Source organism: Streptomyces polyasparticus, from assembly GCF_014493765.1.
Classification (GTDB): domain Bacteria; phylum Actinomycetota; class Actinomycetes; order Streptomycetales; family Streptomycetaceae; genus Streptomyces; species Streptomyces polyasparticus.
On record NZ_JACTVJ010000026.1, the window covers coordinates 1 to 21,230 of the forward strand.

Consider the following 21,230-nt stretch of genomic DNA (forward strand, 5'->3'; position numbering starts at 1 on the left):
CGACCACTTCCTGGCCTTCACCAGCATCGCCTGCACCCTCATCTGCTACCGCAGACTCACCAAATGAGATGACTTCTTATGGGGATCAGAGGCGGCGCCGCCACCTACAAGTCCATCGTGACCCGCGGGTGGATGTTGTCAATCCGCTCGCCGCCCTCCTGCTGGGAACCGCCGCTCCGAGGATCTTCCGCGCCGTCACCCGGTGCCTCCGCCGTTGACCCGCGGGCGACCGTGTCCATTCGAGAGGCGTGGAACATGCTCCAGGGGAATGCCTGGCGCAGAGGGCCGTGCGCGGCATGCTGATCTGCTCGACTGGGAGGGACGCAACCGGAGAACTGGTACGTCGGTCCCGATGGTCAACTCATTCCGGCATTGTGCGGGCTTGCGTGTAGTCGATGTAGTGACGGATCCTGTGGTACTTGACCAAGTAGTCGTGGTGGTCCATCAACTCGATCCAGATCTGCCTTTTGTTCAGCGTCCTCCTGATCATCTTCTGGATCAGGTGGGCGAGTTCGCCCGTGATGGGGTCGGACAGCTGCCCCGTCTCTGTGCTGGTCAGGCGTGGGGTCTCCAGGGCGAAGCGGATGTCCCAGCAGCGGACGTTGTAGCGCTTGGCGAGCGTGCGGAGTTGCGTGCCCTTCAGCGCCTCTTGGGCGATGCGATGGGCCAGGTCCTGGCGCTGAGCGAAGGGATTCTTCCTGGGAAAGCGTCGGCGTGGTCTGTTGGCGCCGCCCAGGGCGCTGGCGTCAGCCAGGGCACGCTCGAGTGCCTCGGGTGAGTGTCCTGCGACTGCGGCGAGGTTTTCTAGGAGCGGCCTGGCGAACCACTGCGGAGGGCCGGAGAGGTAGCAGTGCAGGAAGCTGGGCTTGAGATGGTTGGCGCGAGCCAGCCGCCGGATATACGAGTCGGAAGATTCACCAAGGCATGGGCGGACCCTGACTGGTAGTGGCGCAAACCGGGGCGGCACCTCGCTGTTCATCAGGACGTCGTGGACTTCGTGGCCAGCGACGCCGCAGTGTGCGCGGAGTGGTCGAGCGGAATGGCCTGCAGGCTTCGCTTGGTGATCTTCTCGGTGCCGGTGAGGATGGCGTCGAGCGCGGCTCCGCGGATCGCGTGTGAGAGAGATCCGATCATGCCGCCGGCGTGGTCGTGCAGGAATCGGGCCAGGTCCGTGAGTGTGCCGGGGCGGTGGTCGTGCAGTCGCAGAGCGCCTTCCATGGTGGCGACCAGGCCCTGCCACTCGGTGTTGTAGGGGAAGGGACGGGAGGGGATCAGGGTGAAGCGGCCGGCGATCTGGGCGCCTCGCGTCCCGGACAGCAGACTGGATTCGGCGATGTCGATGCCGGCATAGACAAAGGTGGCGGCCAGACGCTCGGAGAAGTATTTGAGCGTGTCGGCGACTTCGGCGCCGTGGCGACTGGTGAGCGAGATGTTGTGGAGTTCATCGACCAGCACCAGACCGGTGCGGGTGTCGGTGCAGACACCGACCACGGCCTCGATGATGTCGGTCATGTTCGACCGGGCCCGCACTGGCAAGCCCAGGAACCGCGCGAACTCGGTCGCGATCATCCGGGCCGTTGCGGCAGGCGGGACGGTGACGTAGACGACCGGAATGCGGTCAGTGACGTGTGGGTGCCGGGCTCGGTCAAGGAGTTCGTGGGAGCGCCCCAACTGGGTGATGGCGATGGTCTTGCCGGTGCCAGCGGGGCCCGAAACGATCAGCCCGCGGCGGGCGCTGATCGCGTGGCGATTGAGCAGGACCAGCCGACGGCCGCAGATCGCCGTCTTCTCGACGAACGAGGTGGCGATCGTGAGCATGCGGGCGTGATGGTCCAGGCGGTCTTCGTCGTAGAGGTCCCGCTCCGGCGCTGACATTCGCCGCCGAGCGCTCCGGGAGGCCAGAGCCGGGGGCTCGGGCGGGCTGTCGATGAACCTGCGCCATCCGGTCAGGGTGTTTAGCTGTCGGCCGGCCTCGGCGTCGGCGTCCCGCAAGATGGTGCGCCGGGCTGCCGGGTTGGAGAGGGTCACGTGCGCCTCCAGGGGTTGGCGAGTGGGTCGAACAGGCCCAGCGGGACGACCTTGTCGGAGGCTTCGGTCTCCTCATCCGTCGGTTCGCTGTCGGCCGGCGGATCGGGGATCGCCCGGTTCGGGGCCGTTGCCCGGGTGCGGGCGGCGATTCGGCGGTCTTTCTGAGACCGTTTGGCTGGAGCGACTTGCTCGCTCAGGGGGCCGTCGTGGGCACGCCTGAGCAGATCGGCCGCCACATCCGCGATCTGGGCCTCGCCCACATTCCTCGGCGCCTGTTGACGGGCGTGGGCCCAGGCCATCTCACCGAACGGGACGCCGACCCGGTGCAGATGCCGCCAGAACACGGTGATCCACCGCTCGCTTCCGCCACGGCGGTCCCGTACCCAGATCCGAGACACGTCGTAGGGGTCGTGGTGAATCTCCCACAAGCCGTTCTTCTCCGCGATGCCGGAGCGCTGACGTCGCAGCGGATTCAACTCCGGGCTGTCGTACGTGCGGTGGTTGATCTTGATGCCGTAGGCGTTGATCGCCTGCCACCGTTCCGGCAGCAACTCGACATAGTCCTCACCGCTCAGCGGGGCCGCAATGTAGCCGCACGACTCCAGCAGCATCGCGTACTTCTCGTTCGGCGAGAAGGCCCGCTTCGGTGCGGCCGGGTCTCGCAGGGAGTCATGCGGCCGGTTCTGCCAGACGGCGACGATCCACTCGTCCAGCAGTTCCTGCAGCTCGGGCAGCGACCACAACGGTCCGTCCTCCAAGCGACGACCCCGGCGCTCCACTGACCGCCCGGTGTAGCCGGTGACGAACTGCGCGAACAGCGTCGCCACCGACCCCAGGGTCTTCTCGATCACCCCCTTCTCGAAAGGCGACGCCTTGTGTGTCGGCTGCAGCGTGATACCCAAGAAGCGGCAGGAAGACTGGAAGTTGTGCGAGATGAACACCTTGCCGTGGTCACAGACGACCGTCTCCGGAACGATCACCGGCCTCGCCGCCGCATGCTCCAGCCGTTCGTCCAAGGCCAGCAGCCGTCGGTGCGGCAGTACCGACCTTGACATGCGCAGTGACTCCGACCAGCCCGGACGCATCATCTCCGGCGTGATGCTGCGGGCCACGAGGGCGGAGGCATCGGCCGCCTTCGTCGTCGGCCGCAGCACCGCCGCAGTGATCGATCTGGATGCGATGTCGACCAGCGCGGTCAGCTCGACCTTCTCCGCGATGCCGTCGTCCAGCCGCACCAGCACATCCAGCGGACTGGAGTCGATCTGCATCAACTCGCCCGGCGCGACGGCGGGCACCTCTCCGAACGGGCCGGCCGGACGCGTATGCAGCGAGCGGCGCGTGGTGGCCGAGCCGGTCGCGTGCGTCCCGACGGCCAGCTTGTCGAACAACCGGTACAGCGTGCGATCCGTAGGCAGCTCGATGCCGTCGCCATCGTCGCGGGACGCCATGATCTGTTTCGTCCGCCAGATGATGAATCCGACGGTCTTTGAGGAGGCATCGGCCGTCTCATCGACGGCCTGACGCATCGCGTCCACCACCGCTGGAGCGATCCGCCCGAAGGGCGGCAGCTGCTTGGCCGACCGGCCATCGGCCAACCCGACCAGCCCGTCGCGGCGATAGCGATGACGCCGCTGCTTGATACCACTGGCCGTCACCCGATGGCCCGCCGCCTTCAACTCGGCCGCCTTGGCCCGCTCCCGCTCCGCCAGCGAGTGCCGCCTGGGGTCGAACTCCGGCCGTGGCACCGCCCCCAGGGGAGCATCCGGCGGCAAACCGTGCAGCACCTCCAGGATGTGACTCTCCCACCAACGGGCCTGGTCAGCAGCCTTCTTGGGGAACTCTTCGATCCGGGCCGTCGGCGGAACCCGCCTCCCCTCCTCCATCAGGCGCCCCCACCGGCTAGGTGCACGACCGTATGCGGGCCCATCAGCTCGACCGCCAACCTCACGGCGGCCAGCTCCTGCCGCCACAGCAGGTGGAACAACACGGGCAGTGTCGCGAGCCGGTCGCCGGCCTTCTCGGCCCCGGCCAAGAGCGGCCCAGGGCGCGCAAAGACTTCCATCAGCCGGGCTGCGACCGGATGTTGTCGACAGCGGGGGTGACGGTAGCGCGACAACCACCGCACGTTCGCCAGCAACACCGGCTCCGGCCTCCCCACCCGCTCGAAGCCCCACCCGGCCTCGGTGCAGGCCCTGCGCGTCACATCGAACGCCGCGGCATCGCGCGGCGCGATCTGATCGTCGTCGCGCACATCGACGACCACGGCCGAACCGTCCGCGCGGCGCACGAAGAAGTCTGGGGCATGCCGACGCGCACGCGTCCCGTCGTGCCAGTGCAACCAGAACGGCTGGGAGGCGATCCCCACCACGGCGGGGTCGAAATCCATGAGCACGAGCCGGTCCCGCTCCAGCCACGACTCGAAGCCGACATGCTGCCCGGTCGTCGCCGCCCAGTACCAGCCCGGGAAATGACGCCCACCCTTCGGCCACCGAAACGGCCGCACCGGACGAACATCCTCGAACCTGACCGTGACGCAGTCCAGCAGCGGGCGCCGAAGACGCGCACCAACGCCCTGCCGGCACGACACCTCGACGTACGGCATGGCCCCGTCGACCCCAGCAGGTACGGCCATGCGACACCCCCAGCCTGCGCACCCCACACAACTAGGTTCGCTGTCAAAGAAGCCGAAACGACTGGGTTCGCTGTCAAACGCCTCGATTGGATGACAAAGCGACTGGCTTCGTTGTCAAAGGACAGCAGTTCGCCGGTGGCAGACGAGGAAGATCCCCAAAGGGCTGGTGGACGTCGCAACAGCATGTCAACCTGAACGACCTTCCGGAAAATTCCAGGTCAGAGAGGTGATGCTGTGGCATTGGATGCGGCGCAACACGGATTCGCCACCACGGTCGCCGCTTTGCGGCTCCGCTCCTGGAAGCTCGGTGCCGGCCAGGCGATGGACGTCATCGACCAGTTCTCGCAGGCCGATTTCACCCACATCGTCGACGACCGCGCCGACGTGCACATCGGCTCCCGCGACGGCCGGTTCTACCTCGGCTACTTCCCGAACGGTCGGCCCGGCGGTGCCGACGAGGACTGGGTGACCGGCGAGGGCTGGGTCATCGCGGTTACCGGCACCGCGAACGTCCCCGGCTACCGGATCGCCTTCTCCACGGACACGCCGGCGGAGATCGTCGCCGATGCCGTAGCGCGGATCCTGTCCACCTCCCGGCCCCTGTGACGGGCACGTCCGCCCTCCCTATATATGCGCTCCGCGTACCCTGCCCCTGCTCGCGCGGATTCGTCCGCTACCGCTAGGAGAACGCCTTGGACCCGCACTCGCCCGAGATGACCGTCGGCGACATCATCGACGCGCTGTCCGCCTTCGACCGTGACACACCCGCACGTCTTGCCATCAACCCCTTCTTCCCCATGGCCCACCGCTTGGGCGGCGTGGAGAAGTCGGTGGACGAGCACGGCCGGCCGGTGGTCTATATCGCCGAGTCGCCGGAGGCCGAGCAGTTCGGCCCCCTGCCGCCCGCCGTGGCGGTCGCCCTGGCCTGGCAGGGTCCGGTCGATGCACCCCCGCGCCGCCGACGCGGCGCCACCCGGCCGAACGACGGCCACTGACCCAACCTCGAACCGACGGAGGCGCCCCTGCACCCGCACCACCCCATCGATCCCTCCCACCCCGTCTCGCCCGACCCGACGTACTGGGTCGCCCCGCGCCACCTGGCCGGCGATGACGGCGTCCTCGCCGAGCGGATCGGCGACACCCTGACCGACCTCGGCTGGCGCATGTGGCCGACGTCCCGCAATTCCCTGCTGTACGTGAGCCCCGACGGCCTGCGCGGCGCCGAGTGGATCCTCGCCTCCTACCCGTTCGAGCTGGGCGGCCTCCCGGTGGCCTGGCAGATGTCGGCCCGCCCGCACCCGGACTCGGCGCTCACCGAGTGGAACGCCTACTTCACCGCCGGCGTACCGCACGAGGCGCTCACTGATTTCCTGCTTGCGCTCGACGCGAGCGAGACCCCCGACGCCGGGCTCGAGAACGCCGAGGCGGTGCTCACCGCGCTCACCGCCCGCGGGTGGCTGCGCGACATGGACCGCCCGCGTACGACCGCCACGGACCCGGGCTTCTCCACGACCGTCTCGCTGGAGATTCTGCCGCCACTCATCCGCGACGCCGACCCCCGCGATGACCTTCTGGGGTGGCAGGCGTGGGCGGAGCCCGTTCTGGGGGCTCCGTACCTGTGGTGCGCGAGCTACAGCGCGAGCGCCCCGCACGAGCTGGTCGCGGCCTTTGCCTCCTCGCTCGCAGCACCTGGCCCGGTACCGCGTCGGATGCTGCCCGAGGGGGCAGAGGACCGTCTCACCGTCGTCCGCCGCGCGGATAGCAGCTGTACATAGCTGCCGACCGCGGTGGGGATCGACGGGCGTGATGCCCCTTCTTCCAGGCCCGGTGGTGCCGCTCTCCTCATGAGGGCGGCACCACCGGGCCTTCGCCGTACCGGCATCGGCAGGCTACGAGCCAGGCGAACTGCGTGTCGACGGCTGATCTCCGTGTACGACGAAGCCCCGGTGTCCGGGCCTGTCGGAAAGAGAGGCCCGGACACCGGGGCAGGCGGAGGAGCGGATCAGTGGGCAGTGCGCACCTTGGCGAGCGCCTTGTCCAGGTGGGTGTCCACTAGGCCCGGCGAGCCGGAGACGATGACCAGGATGTTGCCGGTGCGGATTGCCGTCTGCTTGACGACGCTGCGCTGCCCGCCGGCGGTAAAGGTGAGCAGTTGGCTCCACTGCTCGTCGCCGAGGTCCGGCGCGGCCGACTTCTCGGTGCCCATGTCGATGACCGTGCTCCCCGAAGCCACCTGGTACGAGGGGCAGGAGAGCATCGCGTCGAAGACTTTCGAGATGCCAGTGGACAGCTTCGAGGCGCTGTCGCTGAACAGCTCCTCGCTCACTTCGGAGGTGCTGCTGCCGGTGTAGGCGAAGGACACCTTCGCCTTGCGGGCGAAGTCGAGGCCGGAGCCGGTGGCTGTGTCGCCGCCGAGCTTCTCCAGCACCGGGCAGCCGATGACGGTCACGTCGTCGTTGCGGCGAGGGGGCTCGGGCTTACGGGTGTAGCCCTCGCCCAGGTCGCTCTCGTTCAGCAGCCGCTGGTTCAGCTGGGCCAACGACAGCGGCGCGGATGCCGAGGGTGTGCTGCCGCCCCGGTGTGCGGAGGCGGAGGAGTCGGCCGAGTCGGCATGGCCGGCGCAGCCGGTCAGTGAGAAGGAGATGCAGACGGCGCTCAGGCCGAGGGCGGTCGTGGTGGAACGGCGCATACGGAAACCCCTTGGGTGATGCGAGACGGATGGTCTGACCGGGTCGGCCCTCCGGGCGCCGACGAACGCAGGGGTGAGGGAAGGGGTTTCGCGTATCTCAGTGGCCGAGGTGGCGCAGGCCGTCTTCGAGGGTGGGGTGGAAGTGATCGACCGGACCGGAGTTGCGGTTGTACCAGGCGCTGTCTAGCCGGGTCTCCTCTGCTTCGTGGCCGGCCTCGCAGCGCAGCCACACCGAGTCGTCGCGCATGTTGAAGACGATCCAGTTCCGGTACGCACCGCAATGACACGCGTGGACTTCGCCGTCGATGACGAGCGGCAGGTCCCAGCGCATCATGAAGCCCGACACGTCCTGGCGGCACGGTGCCCGGAACTCCGGCGGCAGGAAGTCGGGCACCACCGGGACCTCGGCCGGCGCGGCCGGGGCCGACGCAGCAACCGGGGCGGGAGCCTCGGGCCACTCAGTGTGCATGGCCAGCAGCGCCTGGCCGGCACGCTGGGCTTCACGGAACTCGCGGTCAGCACGCGTGGTGCGTCGGAACATGCCGTCTCCATCTCTGTCGTCTCGCCTGCACGAGGAGAGTGCCGCAAGTCCTTGACCTGCTGCAACTCTAAGATTGTTGAATTCAACGGGAGTTGGCGGGACGCTCTTTGCCCTTCGTCGGACGCTTTGCGGCAGGCCGGGTTGCGCTGGGCGTGGCGGTCGCGTGCTCGGGCAGGCGGGATGCGTCGGCGGGCAAGTCGGCCATGCGTCGCAGCCGCCACACGAGGACATCGCTGATCGACTCGGCGGTGCCCAGTTCCCGTCGTTCGGCGGCCTCGGCCAGGAGCGCGGCCGGGTCGTGCCCGGCGCGCTCGACGTCGGCGAGGGTGGAGGCCAGTGCGTACCAGCCCGGCTCGGCGAGGACCTGCCCTGCCAGCTCCGGCACCGCCTGGCGCAGGTAGGCGGTCTGCTTGCGCTGCAGGGGCAGGGACATGCGCCGGCCACGGTCGCGCATGACGCCCAGATGCATCGGTGCTGCGGCCTGGTAGGCGGCGCGCAGGTGTTCGGCGGCCTGGCGGGCAGCAGCGGCCTGCTGGGCGTGCCCCTTCATCGCATGCCACTGGGCGGCGGCCGTGACCAGGAAGAACACCATGTCGATCAGCATGGCGGTGGTGGCACCGTCCTCCACACGCCCGAGTGCCGGCCCACCTCGGACGAGGTCGCGGGCAGCCTTCCGTAGACCGCGGGCGTCCTGGCGCTCGGCGCGGATGTGGGAGCGAGTGGCCCGCTCGAACACGAAGGCGGCGTCTCGCAGTTCACGCCGCGTGTTCAACGCCGAGGTCTTGGCGAGCGCGTCGAGGACCTCGCCGCCCGCGGCGATCAGAGCAGAAATCTGCCCGTCCTCACCCTGATCAATGATGAGCACGGCCTGCCAGGATGCCGTCGTCGCTTGGCGGCGCGCGTCCGAGGGCCGGATGCGACCAGACCCGGAGGAGCGGTCCGTGGGGACGCCCTGGTCGGGGCCGGAAGCGTCGCCCACCCAGCGTTCGCGGATACGGGGCAGAGAGAGGTCGGGGGCGAGTTTCGAGCCGGGATAGAACACTGGCTCGCCGTCCTTATTGAGGTCGTCGGTGAGGGCGACCTTGTAGCCGAGGAGATCGCCGGAGGGGGCTACGCGCTGCTGGACCAGGACGCCGGCGGCCTTCAGCCGGTCGAAGAACTCCTCTTCGCTCTGGACGCCGGCGGCGGCGCGGCGCACTGTCTCGCGCAGTTCCTCGCGCGCGGTCCGCTCTCGGTCTTGACGTTCGGCTTTGTGGCGTTCGGCGCTAGTGGGCCGCCGGGCTGCGGTGCCGTCTCCCTTGTTGAGGCGGCGAAGTCCCAACTCGGCTTCCAGTAGTCGAGCTTCAGCCTGGACCCGGTGGGCGTCGAAGTTGAGGTCTGGTTTGTAACCGTCCTCGCGTACCCGCGTGGCGACGATGTGGATGTGGTCGTCGGCGTGGCGAACAGCAGCCCAGCGGCAGCCGGAGTCCTCTTCGGGATCGTCGATGCCGGCCGCGGCGACCATGCGGCGTGCGATGTCGCCCCACTCGTCGTCCGTCAGGATGCGGTCCTCGGTGGCGTTCCGGACGGACAGATGCCAGACATGCTTGTTCGGCCGCTCGGCCTCGTCGATGTTCTCGACGGGTTGGTCGAGGAGCTGAGCGAGTTGAGTGAGGGTGGCGTTCGGGTCGCGGCCGGGATCGGGGGCGCCGTTGTCCCACGAGGCCACCAGGTGTGGATCGACGTGCGCGTCGTGGGTGCCGCCCACCTTGTACAGGTAGTACAGGAGGCCGTATGTGCGACTCCCGCGCTTTTGGACCCTGGGGATCATGCCGGTCTCGTTCTCAGTTCTGCTGCAGGAGCTGGTCGGTCGCCTTCTGCACGCGCTGCACAGCGCGTTCGGTGGCAGCGAGGATGTTTTCCAGTTCGGCAGGCCACTCACCGGAGTTGAGGACCTTGACGGCCTGGTTGAGATTGACGCCGACTCGCTTGAGGTCCCGGCGGGCGGAGAACAGCTCCGAGACCGTCTCGCGCCGTCCTGCGATGGCAGCGACGGTGTTGTCGAGGTCCTGGGCTGCGGCTATGCCGCTGCGTGCGAGGAACGCCGGCAGGCTTGTACGGGCGGCGCTCGCAGCTGCGGTCAGCAGCGCCTTCTCTTCGTCGTTGAGGCGGACGCTGCACACGTAGGCGCGCTTTCGCGCGGGCGGCTTCGGCGAGCGCTTGCGCGAGTTCTTCTTCGTCGCGCGGTGCTTGCGCGACGGCTTCTCCTGCCCAGGCTGCGATCCGCCCTCGGTCGCAGCCTCTCGGATCGGCGCCCCCCGGTGCCGATCCGTTCCCGCCACCCCTGGGGCGGGTTCGGCCAAGGACACCTTCCCCGACGGGGAAGAGTGTCTTGGCCGATAACTTGCTCCCGCTGAGGTCGAGTTGGCTTCCGGCTCTCCGGGCGCGGCACAGGGGTCGGTCGTCAGGTTTGTCATCGGGTGTCGTTCCTCGTGGTGCGGGCGCGGTGCTGGATCTCGGCGGCCAGATCGACCATGGCGGTCGCGCCGTCGAGGACGAGCACGGGTGTTTCGGGGCGGTGCTGGACGAGCCACTGGCCGGTCGGGGCCAGGACGGCTGCGTGCAGCAGGCGGTGGCGCACGAGCACGTCCGCCCAGGCGCCGGCCTCGGCGACCGTCGGCACGTACGTACGCGGGCGGTGGGCAGGAATGGCGATCCCTCCGTGGCTGGAGCGGCGGCCCGACCGAGGCCGGGCCGCCGTGCGGAATGCGGATTCAGGCGTCTGACCTACTGCTTTGCAGGTTTCAGCCGCACTCGGGGCAGCGGGCGAGGTGCGTGTTCAGGGCCCGCGCCATGTTGCGTCTCACCGAGACGGCGTTCTTGGCGCTGGTTTTGGCCGGCGCGGATCCGCGGTGGCGTTCGGCGTGCCCGCGCAGGAAGTTGATGTCCCGCTCGAAGCCGGCCTTGATCGTGGCGAACCTGTGGCAGGTTTTCATCGGGTCGTACTCCCTGTCGTAGTGGTGCCCGCCTCATCTCGCAGCAGTTGCAGGAGGCGCGTGAGGTTTTCGTTCCGGCCGCCCGCGAGGTTCAGGGAGCGGAGGATCTCCCGCAACTGCGAACGAGTGATGACCGCGTTGCCGTCCCGCTCCAGCAGTGCCGGTATGTGGGGACGCACCAGCTCAGCCGTCTCTTCGAGGCTCAGCTGCTTCCGCCGAGGGCGCTTGGGCTTCCCGCCGCCCGGCCGGCTCCTCTGTGCCTTCGGCTTGGGCTTCGGTTTCCGGCGTACGGGGACGGTGTGGGGACGGTCCCCTTCGGGCTCGGTCCCCGTTTCAGCGTCGGGGTGTTCGCGGTCCCCGTTGTCGTTGGGGACGGTGTGGGGACGGTCCCCTTCGGGCTCGGTCCCCGATTCCGTGTCCGGGTGCTCTCGGCCCTCGTCGCCGTTGGGGACGGCTGCCGGAGACGCACCTGTATCGCCCTGAGCAGCAGCTACGTGGGCGTCTGCGGGATTGCCGCCTACGTGCCCGCCGGCCCCTTCGCCTTGGTCGGGCACGATTCCTCGGTCCTTGACCACCGCCGTTGTGCCCTCGGGGAGCGTGCTCGAGTCGGCCTCGGCTCGGTCCCCGTTGTGGCTGGGGACGGTGTGGGGACGGTGCTCTTCGGGCTCGGTCCCCGTTTCGGTGTCGGGGTGTTCGCGGTCCCCGTTGTCGTTGGGGACGGTGTGGGGACGGTCCCCCTCGCGCCCCGTCCCCGTCCCCGATTCGGTGCGGTCCCCGTCCTCTCGGTTCTGGGGACTGTCGGCGGGGACGGTGCTCAGCCACCGACTCACCTGCTTCTCGTGCGTCGGTTGCGTCACCGGGGTCTGGTAGAGAGGGGCTCGGGGCTCGGGGGACGCGTCCCTGTCCCGGTCAATCTGCCGATCCGGCGTCGAGCCGTGGCGGTCGGTGAGGCCCGCCTCCACCGCTTGGCTCGCCGCGGCGGCGTCGGCCGTGGCATCGGCGCCGTCGGAGTTGACCTTGGCGCCTAGGTGAACTGCAAGGGCAGCAGCGACTGGCGGGACAGCCGATACCAAGATCACTAGGAAGGAGTTGGACTTGAGGTGTCCCGTCGACACCAAGTGACCGACCGCGTTGAGGACCACGGACATCGACACGGAGCCGAGCGTCAGCCAGCGCCCCAGTCGCTGGGCGGCGCTCGCAGCGAGCCACGCGAATCCGGCGACGAGAGCCAGCACGTCCACGCTAACGGGGAGCGCCCAGGCCATGATTTCGCTCCATCCGACGGCACGACCGAGGGCGGTGAGGGCGTCGGCGCTCGCGATCATCGCGACCACGGCGACCACAGCGGCGCCGGCGACGATCAGGTTGCGCAGTCCCGAACTCATGCGCCGCGCCGGTGGCCGCACGGTCGGTGCGGCAGAGGGCGTGTGGTGGGTCGCGGTGATGTGGGTCATGCGGCCTTTCGGAGAGCAGCGATCAGGGAGTCGGTCTGCACCTGGCGGGGCACCTGCACCGGGGTGGCGACGTCGTCCTCGGCGGTCTCGTCGTCGACCGGCTCGGTCTCGTCGGCAAGGCCCCAGTAGCGGTCGCGGTCGGCGACGGCGTGGGCGGCGTTGCGCATCAGGTCGCGGGCCCAGTCGAGGTCGAGGCGCAGCGTGTGCGCGAGGCGCTCAGGACTCCAGCCACGGACGTAGGCGTGGCGGGTGACGGCCTCGCGCTCGGCGTCGCTGAGGTGGATGTCGCGCCCCTCGAAGGCGGCCTTGACCCGGCTGTAGTCCAGGCGCTTGTTGACCTTGGCGTGCCAGGGCCGGCGTTCGTCCTCGGTGAGCCCGCCCCATATGCCGTGGCGGATCTCGTTGTCGAGGGCGTAGTCGAAGCACGCCTTCTTCACCGAGCACCTGCCGCAGATCGACTTGGCCTCGTCGATGGCCGCGCGGTCGCGGGCGGCGTGGAAGAACAGCTCGTCGATGTCCTTGGCTGGCAGGCCCCGGCACAGGCTTCGGGCCTGCCAGCTGTGGTCGGCGATTCCCCGGATGGTCGGGGGCGGGGTGTTGTTGGTGGTGATGTGGCGCAAGGCAGTCTCCGGATGTCGCCTCGGTTGGCACGGGTCGCTCGGCACCGGCGGTGGCTGGGGCGCGGCGGGGCGCTGCGAGGCGGGCTCGGGGTACGGCGGCGGGCCGTACGCAAGGCGAAACGTTTCGTTGGAGAAGCGGGAGCGGTCGGGGGGTCAGGCGGCGGGTGCCTGGGCCTGTGCCGCCAGGGCGCGGTCGATGCGGCCGGGGTGGGCGGTGGTGCGCGGTGCGTTGCCCCGGGCGGCGCCATCGAGGGTGATGCGCCGGCGGCGGCACGGCTCGCCCTTGTCGGCGTGACACCACTCGCACGGCACGGCCAGGACGTCGGGGCCCCCGGAGGCGATGGCCGCCTCGCGTGCGGCGCGCGCCGGACGGTAGGGGGCCAGCTCGGCGCGGACGGCGGCCGGGATGTACGAGCCGACGGCGGCTAGCTGGTCCATCAGCCCCGGCCGGCGACGCCCCGCGGTGAGCTCGCGGTGCGCTGAGGGCGCGGCGTGCCCGGCTGCCACTGCGTCGCGCGCCGCCAGCAGCTCCGCCCGCCAGGCGTGCGGGTTGTCCGGATCGGCCACCGGGGTCGGGTCGGTGTGCCGGGCCAGCCGCTCGCGTCGGTGCGCGTGCCACTCACGGGCCACGTCGGCAGGCAGGATCGGGTACGGCGAGGCGACGATGCGCTTGCGGACGGTCTCGCGCACATCCCAGCCCTGACCGGTGGTCATGGGGACGTCGGCGAGCAGCTCGTGCCACATGGCGAGCTGGTCGCGGGCCTCACCGGCGTCGGTGCGGATGGTGCGCGGGTCCAGTCGGCCGACGTAGGTGAGCACGGCAGCAACTTCGCGGCGGTCCAAGGTAGTTACTCCGTTCCAGTCGGTTCGTCGACGGCGGCCAGCAGCGCGGCCATGTGCAGGTCGGCTTTGGTCATGCCGGCCTGCGGCCCGGGGCTGCCGCCGGGCAGGGCGTAGAGGTTCGGGCGCTGGGGCGCCGGGGTGTGCTCGCGGGCGATCCAGGACTTCCAGTCGGCAGCCCAGGCAGCGGCGGGGCGCGGGCTGCTGGCGGCGCGATAGTGGCGCCACTTCGCGTCGGCGGCCTGCAGACCCTGGTCGCCGAGGCGGTCGAGGTGTCCCTGCTGCTGGGCCCAGGACAGGCTCGCGTCGTCGACCTGCCAGTCGGTGGCCGAGGTGAGGTTGGCAGCTCTACTGCTGCTGTACCTACGGTTCACCTTCGGTTCACTACGGTTCTGGGGGTCAGCTTCTGACCCGGAGGAGGGTCTGAATCCGACCCGGGGAGGGGTCAGATTCTGACGAGGGGGTGCGGATTCCGACCCGGTCGGAATCTGACGACGGGGGTCTGATTCCGACCCTGTCGTCGGCCATATGCCGTGCTTCCGCAGACGCGCGCCGTCCAGATGGGGCACCGGGTCGTCGTCCGTCAAGGGCTCGACGTATGCGTCTGCGTCGTTCTCCCTGGCAGCCGAGACCTTCGCGAGCCACGCAGCCGCGCGCGGCAGCCGGTAGACCGTGCTGTGGTGCGGGCCGGAGTAGCCGCCGAGTACCTCCAGCTCGCCGGCCTCGGTCAGCGTGGCGATGGCGCCGCGCACGGCATTGCGGCTGGCGTTCGTACGCCGCATCAGTGAGGTGAGGGAGGCCCAGGCGACACACTGCTCGTCTGGTATCCGGTCGGCGATGGAGAGCAGGACCAGGCGGGCGTTGCCCCGGCTGGTGCTGTCCTCCCAGGCCCACTCGCGGGCATCCCGGCTCATCGGGCACCGTTCGCTGCGGTGCGAATAGCTGCGGCGCCGACCGGAGACTCCGGCCTTTCGCGCAGGGCGGTCGACATGTAAGACTCTCCTCCGTAGTGAAACTCGCGCCGGTGTGCCTCGTAGGAAAGGGCCGGTGCGGTGTAGGTGGGTAATCTCCGCCCTTGCCGGGGCAGGAGTGCCATTTGGCGTTCGGCGTCTGGGAGTTGCCGCTCCTAGGCGCCGTCGCCGTTTTCGGCTGTAATGCCATTCGTCTGGATCGCGCGTTCCGTTTGCGACTCCAAGTTCCTCTGCCGCCAGGCGGATTGCCCGGCGAGGGACGACGAACATATGCAGACCCTGCGTCAAGATCCAGACCTTGCTAAAGAACCTTCTACAAGTCGTCGGGAGGGTCGCTGGAGACCTTTCGGCCGAGGGTCGTCCCTGCGCGGCACGGAACGGGCGACAGGAAGATCAACTCGATGGATCCCGTAGTGATCTTCATGGTGGTGCCCCCGTGCTTCGTGCGGTCTCAGCCTGCTGAATCGGCTGGTGACCTGGATTTAAGCCAACCCTTACTTGGAGCGTCAACGGTGATTGTTTGCCCTATTTTGCCGGTTATTTCTGGTCGGGGGGCGGTGGAGTGGTCGCGGTGCACGGTGCCTCAATCGCTCTGCTGATTAAGGGAGTTGAGCCCATTTGGTCGGCTCGGTAGGTCGAGCGTTTCGGGAGGTCTAGACCGCAGAAGGTCGGGCTCAAGCAAAAGCGGCAACGTTTTGCCGATTCAGCTCCGCGCGCCCGTCGGCCTCAACTTCACGTTCCGGATTGGCGCGTATGTCCAAATCGGGTCGTGTGGCCAATGTGGAGGAGTGGGCGAAGTGATGTGGCGTGCCACACGTCTGGTTAGCGTAGGCAAACCTTCGCGTATGGTCTTTGGCGGAAGAGCGAAGAAGGTGGGGCCGGCCACCATGCCGGCCTCTGGCGTGCGCCCAGACGAGACATTTCTGGGGGCAATGAAAGCGAGGGTTCCATGGCCGTGTCGGATTCCAGTGCCGACCGTCATGATGCCGAGAAGGAGGCGCTCTCCTCCGCGCAGCACGCGGCACAACTCGCCGGCGAATTCATGGGATTCGGCGCCCTCCTGAGAAGGTGGCGCAAAGCGGCGGGCGTCACTCAGCTGCGTGCGGCGCGAGCGCTGGGCATGGGAGAGCGCACCTACCGCAAGATCGAACGCGGGGCGACCCCGCCGAGGTTCAGTAGGCCCCAGTGTGAGGCCCTGGCCGCCGTCTTCGAGCTGGACCGCGACGAGCGACACGCCCTGCTGCTCTATAACGTCGGCACCTCGCTCGAACCGTCCGACGCGGCCGGGCATCCAGAGCTGCGCAGGGCGCTGCGCCTGCTCATGGACCGGCAGATGCCCAGCCCGTCGTACCTGACCGACCGGTACTGGAACATCATCGGCTTCAACACGGCCATGGCCGAGTGGTGGCCGTGGGTCATGGAACCCGGAGCCAACCTCATACGTTGGGCGCTCACCAGCACGGAGGCGCGCACCCAGTTCCATGATTGGCGCAAGCACGCCGCGGCGTACGTGAAGATCCTGAAGTTCGCGCTGGCCACGAAGGACAACGATGAGGAACTGCGCCAGCTCATCGACGACGTCCAGAAGGATCCCGATGTCCGGCACATCTGGGAGACCCAGGAGGAGCTCAGCGAGAGCCGGGACGGTCACATCTTCCGCATGAACGTGCCGGCACTGGGATGGGAGCCCGTGGAGGTCGTCAGCCACGTCCTCTACCCGGCATCGATGCCCGACTGCCGCTTCGTGGTCATCACATGGGTCGAACTGCCCGAAGCTGCGCAGCAGCAGGAAGCTCTGGACGACGAGGGCGACGCGACTGCCTCCGCAGGTGGCGGTCTGGAACACGCGCAGCAACGAGCAAGGGAGCGCGCGTCGGAAGCCAACCGACGGCGGAAGGCGCATGCGCTCACTGACCGGCTGGTCGTTGACTCGGCAGAGGAGGCGGCTCGGCTCGCGGGCGAGGAGGGCATCCCGCTGCCCGTGCTGAGCAAGCTCATGGGCCCCGACTGCCAGCTGACGCTGTCGCCGTCCCAGCACTCGGTCATCTGGGCGATCGAGGAAGCTCCCGGCGAATGGGCCATCTCGCAAGTGGACGCGTACGCCGTAGCCGTGCGCATCCCGCGGGCCGCGCTCATCGACGAGGCCCGAGCCGAGATGAAGCTACTCACCCGAGCTGTACTTCCGGTTGCTCCGGACGAGGCCGTTGACCGAATACAGCAGTTGCTGCCACAGCTCGAACAGCGCATCGTCCTGCTCCGCGAGATATGGCGCGACCTGCACGAACAAGACCCGAGCCTGCCTTACATCTGGGAACCAGCCGACGAGGTCTGATCATGCGCCGCCCATGCCCTGCAGCTCAGGGCATGGGCGGCATCCCCCGTCAGTGAAGGAAAGCCCCGTGCGCCAATACACCTACCCCTGCCCACTGCGCTGGGCCGACGCGGACAGCTACGGACACATCAACAACGCGCTCTTCCTGCGATACATGGAGGAAGCGCGGACCCGTATGTTCCAAGAGCTCCTCTCGGCGGACGAGGGGAGCAACCGGCGGAACGCCTTCGTCGTCAGCCGCTCTGTGATCGACCATCGAGCACCGCTGCACTACCGAGACGAGCCGGTCAACGTCCACGTTCGCGTGGCCGGCGTGAGCGCTGCGACGTTCGAGCTCACGTACGAAATATGTGATGCCGATCGGAAGTACGCCGAGGCGAGCACGTCGATCGTGGCCTACAACCTCGAAAGCGAGCGCCCTCGACGGCTCTCGGTGGCCGAGCGCACCTTCCTGTCGCGATTCGCCGCGGTCTGACCTGGATAGCCGCCTGTTCACGCTCTCCGGAACGTTTCGGTGCGGCACCTGCGTGCGATGGCCCGGCGCGGTAATGGGGGGGCACGCCGCTCGGCTCGAGCCAGGGTGCGTGCGATCCATGGGCCTGAAACCGTACGCAGCTGCCTGCCTGCCTGCCTGCCGTCAATGTCAGTGCTGGCAGATACAGTCCAGCGTCATGCCGATACCCAACGGCTCACCGCCGCCGCTGCTGGAGATCCGGACTGACGTGATCGAGCAGACCCAACGCCAGCTGGAATGGGTCTGCGCCGACCCTCTGGATCCCGCCGCGTGTGCCGCCGTGCCCACGGCGCCGGGCGTGTACTGCTGGGCCGCTCGCCGTAACGGCGGCGTCCAATACATCGGCCGAGGCATTGGACAGTGCGGGTTGTGGGGGCGGCTGGGGCGTGACGAGATGCGTTGGGTCCGCACCGGTACACGCGCTGTCGAGAAGGAGGGCACTGACGCCATTTACATGGCGGACAACTGGGAGAGCTTCAGCAGGGTCATGGTCACCGTGAATGCCGTGGTGTGGTGGGCCACAGCCTCAAGCGTGGACGAGGCCAAGGCATGGGAGCGACGCCTACTGCAGCAGGCAGTCCGGTTGACGGGCGTGGTGCCGCCGGTCAACGGCGGGGCCTGGTGGAGCCGGAAACCTGAGTGGGTCGATGCACGCGCTTGGGCTCACCAGGCGGGCGGGGACGTTCAGTTCGGCCCGGGCATCGGCCTCGTGTCCGTTGTGGGGCCGTCGCCTTGTGGGGTGTGTTCCAAGTAGCAGGTGATCCCGGTACGCCGCGCGCGGTCGACGGCTTCCAGCCGACGCGTGGAGGCAGGGTTCTGCAGCTGGCGCCATTCGTCGAGGGTGTGGACGACGACCTCGGTGTGCTCGCCGGGGTCGAGGACGATGCTGTCGATCTGGTCCTGGCTCAGGACCCCACCGTCGAAGATGAAGCCGATCTTGTTGACGGTCCAGCTTCCGAGTGGTGGCAGGTAGTGCATCAGCAGCAGCCGGGGCTCGAGGGTCAAGGTGAGGCCGGTCTCTTCCCGGCACTCACGCAGCGCGCACTCCCAAGGAGTCTCCTCCGTGTCCAGGTTGCCGCCCGGGAATTGGAACATCTTCGGGTTGCGGGCCACGCGGAGCAGTACCGGGCGGCCGGCTTCGTCGGTGACGTAGAGCGCCGCGTACACGGTGGCCTTCGGGAGGGTGGCGATGTACTGCTCGGGCGGCAGCCAGACCCCGCTCATCGCTCCTCACCACCGAGCGCGTCGAGTTCGATAGGCCCGTATACGGCGGTCTTCTGGCCTGTCATGAGCGCCGCGTACCGGTCCCCGAACGACCAGTGCCACCATTCGGTCGGGTAGTTGACGAGCCCGGCCTCGCACAGGGCGGAGCACAAGATGGTTCGGTTCGCGCGGGCGAGCGGGCTGATGGTGTCCGCGTGCGTGTAGCAGGCGCCCTTGCTCTCCTCCGGGTTGGCGTTGACCCGTGTGCCCATGTCGAGCTCCTGGCCGTCGGCGTCGACGAGGGTCAGGTCCACGGCGGCGCCGGCACTGTGCGGCGCAATCTCCGGCGGCGACACAAACCGGCTCGCGTCCGCTCGCAGCCGCTCCGGCGACAGCGTCGGATCGGCCTTGTGGAGCCCGTCTGCGTACGCCTCGAAGTAGCGCCGCTGCAGGGCAGGAGGCCGATACCCTTCGACGAACAGGAACCGCAGTCCGGATGGCAGCCGTGATTGTGCATGCAGCAGCCGCTCAAGGACTCCGCGGCGCAGGTACGCGAAGGCGCCGCCGGCGTCCTCACGGATAGTGCTGGTGATCAGAGCTCCGCCCCTGCGAACGTCGACCAGCGGCTCCCGGCAGTCGACCACGGGGATAGCGGCGACGCTCGGATCGGACATCAGGGTGATACTCACGGGCGGCTCCTCGGGATGGCAGTCGGTTTGGTGGCGCACGGTGCCATCACGACAGCTCCGTGCTGGAGAAGAGGACGGCGTGATCGGCGGGGAGGAACTTGGCGGCCTTGGCTTCGAGTTGCTGGTGCAGGTAGGCGGCGGCGTCGGGGCGCATCCGGGCCAGGGCGACCATCGCGGTGATGACGACATCGGCGACCTCGTCGTGGGCGTCCTGCCAGCCGTGGCTGTTCCCCTTGCGCGGATTGGTGCCACGCGCGCCGATCACGGCCTGGGACGCCTCGCCGGTCTCTTCGGCGATCTTCAGGACCTGCAAGGTCCACTGCTCGTGGAGGGACAGATCGCGGGCGTCGTCATGCTCGGTGAACCGGCGGGCCAGAGTCTCGACGATGTCCCAGGTGTGGCTGTGCACGGCGGATGTCTCCTTCAGTACAGGCGAGATAGCGGCGGCCAATCGCGCAGGGATGCGCCCGGAGCGCGGATCGATCGTCACGTCCTCGGCTCTTCTGCTGTGGCGTTGGGCGCGAAGGGGGTGAAATGGGCTGGGGCGTGGTCGATTGGCAGGTCTGGGCGCCATGCGGTGAGGATCTGCGCGCTGCATTCGAACAGGTCTTGGCGCGGAAGCCGGTCGAGTGGCCACCACTGCCAGTCGCCGACGCTCTCGTTCGGCTGTGTGGCCGGCCAGCCCTGCCAGGCGGTGACGACCGCGCCCACGGTGACACGGACAACGCCGCCGACGTGATCGAGCAGCGTGCCCAGGAGCCGCACGTCCTCGGGCCGCGCCACCAGGCCGGTCTCCTCGCGGAGTTCACGCACAGCCGTCTCTTCCAGGGATCTGTCCGATGTCTCCACAGTCCCGCCGGGCAGCTCCACGGTTCCGCGCCGGTGACGGCCGAGCAGCAGTCCTTGCTCGCTGAGGACGATGGCGCCGACACCGATGGCGGCATGCGGTCGGGGCGGCTGCGCGGTGCGCGGCCGGCTGGTGGTCCGCGGCCGATGAACGGGCCGGCGGCGGGCGCGGACCAGGTGGACGGCCACGGGGTTGTCTGCTTCGGGGGCTCGCAGGACCTCGCTGTGCTCGACGTGGAAGCCGTAGCCGGTGAGCAGGTCCTCCCAGAGCTGGGGCGTCAGCGCCCAGGTCGGGCTGGGGATCGGCTCCTGGTCCTTGAGCAGGATCACTTCCTGGCGTGGGGCCACGGTGGTGGAGGGGCCGTGTCCGTGCATGTTGGTGTGCAGGGCGGAGAAGACGAGCGGCGCGTCGTTGCGCAGTCCGTCGCGCAGCGCCGGGAGGACGTGGTGGGGGTCGAGGCAGCCGAAGGTGCAGATGCCGTACGCCGCGTCATAGGGCTCCGTGGTGCGCAGGTGATCGACCACGTCGGCGTGAACGAAGCGGACGCCCGGCTCGTCGCCGAAGTGCGAGGCCGCCCGCTGGTGTTGGGTGCCGGACAGCTCGACGGCGTCGACCAGGGCGCCGTGCTCGCGGGCGAAGTGCACAGCGTGGTGGCCGGGCCCGGAACCGATGTCGAGCACGCGCCGTCCGCGGATCGGCCCGAGGACCTCGGCCCCGGGCCCCACGCCGTCCCAAAAGCCCCACCGCACCCGCTCAGGAACGGCCGGCATATAGCCGCGCTCCATCTGCACGCGCCCGTAGCGGGTCCACGTCTCCCGCACCGCCGACGTGCTGCTGGCTGAAGCGATGTCTGTCATGGATCTCTCGATTCGCCGCGGGTGGTGCAGGGCCACCG

At 68.7% G+C, this 21,230-nt stretch carries 23 protein-coding genes; 5 read left to right on the plus strand and 18 right to left on the minus strand.

The genetic code is table 11. The features are described 5' to 3' along the window. Positions 1-361: 361 nt before the first annotated feature. From H9Y04_RS38335 to H9Y04_RS38350, 4 genes are read right to left on the minus strand one after another with little or no spacing between them, the layout of a single operon-like run. On the minus strand, positions 362-979 hold the full coding sequence (locus H9Y04_RS38335; RefSeq protein ID WP_187818840.1) for a TniQ family protein: 618 nt from the start codon (positions 977-979) through the stop codon (positions 362-364). Next, positions 979-2,028 (minus strand): TniB family NTP-binding protein, encoded by a 1,050-nt coding sequence (locus H9Y04_RS38340; protein WP_187818841.1) that lies wholly within the window; start codon positions 2,026-2,028, stop codon positions 979-981. Before H9Y04_RS38340 ends, H9Y04_RS38335 begins: the two co-directional genes overlap by 1 nt. Beyond that, a complete protein-coding gene (locus H9Y04_RS38345; protein WP_236071987.1) occupies positions 2,025-3,911 on the minus strand; it encodes a Mu transposase C-terminal domain-containing protein in 1,887 nt (628 codons plus the stop codon). The genes H9Y04_RS38340 and H9Y04_RS38345 overlap by 4 nt, the downstream gene beginning before the upstream one ends. Further along, on the minus strand, positions 3,911-4,660 hold the full coding sequence (locus H9Y04_RS38350) for a TnsA-like heteromeric transposase endonuclease subunit (protein ID WP_187818842.1): 750 nt from the start codon (positions 4,658-4,660) through the stop codon (positions 3,911-3,913). Before H9Y04_RS38350 ends, H9Y04_RS38345 begins: the two co-directional genes overlap by 1 nt. 234 nt (positions 4,661-4,894) lie before the next feature. On the opposite strand from H9Y04_RS38350, the gene H9Y04_RS38355 reads away from it, so the two are divergent. The 3 genes from H9Y04_RS38355 (at position 4,895) to H9Y04_RS38365 (ending at position 6,435) form a co-directional block, all read left to right on the plus strand. After that, complete coding sequence (locus H9Y04_RS38355; protein ID WP_187818843.1) at positions 4,895-5,266, plus strand: SPDY domain-containing protein; 372 nt, start codon at positions 4,895-4,897, stop codon at positions 5,264-5,266. A 107-nt stretch (positions 5,267-5,373) separates the two neighbouring features. Then, on the plus strand, positions 5,374-5,655 hold the full coding sequence (locus tag H9Y04_RS38360) for a hypothetical protein (RefSeq protein ID WP_187818893.1): 282 nt from the start codon (positions 5,374-5,376) through the stop codon (positions 5,653-5,655). 45 nt (positions 5,656-5,700) lie between these two features. Continuing rightward, positions 5,701-6,435, plus strand: coding sequence for an SPDY domain-containing protein (locus H9Y04_RS38365; protein WP_187818894.1), 735 nt, complete (start codon positions 5,701-5,703; stop codon positions 6,433-6,435). A 227-nt stretch (positions 6,436-6,662) separates the two neighbouring features. Here the strand turns inward: H9Y04_RS38365 and H9Y04_RS38370 are convergent, their stop codons facing one another. The 10 genes from H9Y04_RS38370 to H9Y04_RS38415 form a co-directional block, all read right to left on the minus strand. After that, positions 6,663-7,349, minus strand: coding sequence for a hypothetical protein (locus tag H9Y04_RS38370; RefSeq protein WP_187818844.1), 687 nt, complete (start codon positions 7,347-7,349; stop codon positions 6,663-6,665). A 97-nt stretch (positions 7,350-7,446) separates the two neighbouring features. Continuing rightward, positions 7,447-7,890 (minus strand): hypothetical protein, encoded by a 444-nt coding sequence (locus H9Y04_RS38375; protein WP_187818845.1) that lies wholly within the window; start codon positions 7,888-7,890, stop codon positions 7,447-7,449. A gap of 82 nt (positions 7,891-7,972) precedes the next feature. Beyond that, positions 7,973-9,700, minus strand: a complete 1,728-nt coding sequence (locus H9Y04_RS38380; protein ID WP_187818846.1) for a relaxase/mobilization nuclease domain-containing protein — start codon at positions 9,698-9,700, stop codon at positions 7,973-7,975. Between the two features lie 13 nt (positions 9,701-9,713). Continuing rightward, positions 9,714-10,232 carry a plasmid mobilization protein gene (locus H9Y04_RS38385; RefSeq protein WP_214662064.1) on the minus strand — a complete coding sequence of 173 codons (519 nt, stop codon included), beginning with the start codon at positions 10,230-10,232 and terminating at the stop codon, positions 9,714-9,716. 110 nt (positions 10,233-10,342) lie between these two features. Continuing rightward, positions 10,343-10,552, minus strand: coding sequence for a hypothetical protein (locus H9Y04_RS38390; protein WP_306660216.1), 210 nt, complete (start codon positions 10,550-10,552; stop codon positions 10,343-10,345). A 121-nt stretch (positions 10,553-10,673) separates the two neighbouring features. Then, the gene (locus H9Y04_RS38395) at positions 10,674-10,865 is read right to left on the minus strand and encodes a hypothetical protein (protein ID WP_187818847.1); all 192 of its coding nucleotides are present in this window, start codon (positions 10,863-10,865) and stop codon (positions 10,674-10,676) included. Then, positions 10,862-12,319, minus strand: coding sequence for a DUF2637 domain-containing protein (locus H9Y04_RS38400; RefSeq protein ID WP_187818848.1), 1,458 nt, complete (start codon positions 12,317-12,319; stop codon positions 10,862-10,864). The genes H9Y04_RS38395 and H9Y04_RS38400 overlap by 4 nt, the downstream gene beginning before the upstream one ends. After that, positions 12,316-12,939, minus strand: coding sequence for a WhiB family transcriptional regulator (locus H9Y04_RS38405; RefSeq protein WP_187818849.1), 624 nt, complete (start codon positions 12,937-12,939; stop codon positions 12,316-12,318). Before H9Y04_RS38405 ends, H9Y04_RS38400 begins: the two co-directional genes overlap by 4 nt. 153 nt (positions 12,940-13,092) lie before the next feature. Then, the gene (locus tag H9Y04_RS38410) at positions 13,093-13,782 is read right to left on the minus strand and encodes a zinc finger domain-containing protein (protein ID WP_187818850.1); all 690 of its coding nucleotides are present in this window, start codon (positions 13,780-13,782) and stop codon (positions 13,093-13,095) included. Between the two features lie 5 nt (positions 13,783-13,787). After that, positions 13,788-14,693, minus strand: coding sequence for a helix-turn-helix domain-containing protein (locus H9Y04_RS38415; RefSeq protein ID WP_187818851.1), 906 nt, complete (start codon positions 14,691-14,693; stop codon positions 13,788-13,790). Positions 14,694-15,699: 1,006 nt separating this feature from the next. On the opposite strand from H9Y04_RS38415, the gene H9Y04_RS38420 reads away from it, so the two are divergent. Both H9Y04_RS38420 and H9Y04_RS38425 read left to right on the plus strand, forming a co-directional pair. Beyond that, complete coding sequence (locus H9Y04_RS38420) at positions 15,700-17,082, plus strand: helix-turn-helix transcriptional regulator (RefSeq protein ID WP_187818852.1); 1,383 nt, start codon at positions 15,700-15,702, stop codon at positions 17,080-17,082. 67 nt (positions 17,083-17,149) lie between these two features. Then, the gene (locus tag H9Y04_RS38425; RefSeq protein ID WP_308801735.1) at positions 17,150-17,557 is read left to right on the plus strand and encodes an acyl-CoA thioesterase; all 408 of its coding nucleotides are present in this window, start codon (positions 17,150-17,152) and stop codon (positions 17,555-17,557) included. 723 nt (positions 17,558-18,280) lie between these two features. Here the strand turns inward: H9Y04_RS38425 and H9Y04_RS38430 are convergent. From H9Y04_RS38430 to H9Y04_RS38445, 4 genes are all read right to left on the minus strand, one after another. Then, on the minus strand, positions 18,281-18,820 hold the full coding sequence (locus H9Y04_RS38430) for an NUDIX domain-containing protein (protein ID WP_187818854.1): 540 nt from the start codon (positions 18,818-18,820) through the stop codon (positions 18,281-18,283). Further along, positions 18,817-19,473 (minus strand): M15 family metallopeptidase, encoded by a 657-nt coding sequence (locus H9Y04_RS38435; RefSeq protein WP_187818897.1) that lies wholly within the window; start codon positions 19,471-19,473, stop codon positions 18,817-18,819. Before H9Y04_RS38435 ends, H9Y04_RS38430 begins: the two co-directional genes overlap by 4 nt. 61 nt (positions 19,474-19,534) lie before the next feature. Then, positions 19,535-19,897 (minus strand): MazG-like family protein, encoded by a 363-nt coding sequence (locus H9Y04_RS38440; protein ID WP_187818855.1) that lies wholly within the window; start codon positions 19,895-19,897, stop codon positions 19,535-19,537. A gap of 77 nt (positions 19,898-19,974) precedes the next feature. Further along, positions 19,975-21,192, minus strand: coding sequence for a bifunctional class I SAM-dependent methyltransferase/NUDIX hydrolase (locus H9Y04_RS38445; protein ID WP_187818856.1), 1,218 nt, complete (start codon positions 21,190-21,192; stop codon positions 19,975-19,977). Positions 21,193-21,230: the final 38 nt, after the last annotated feature.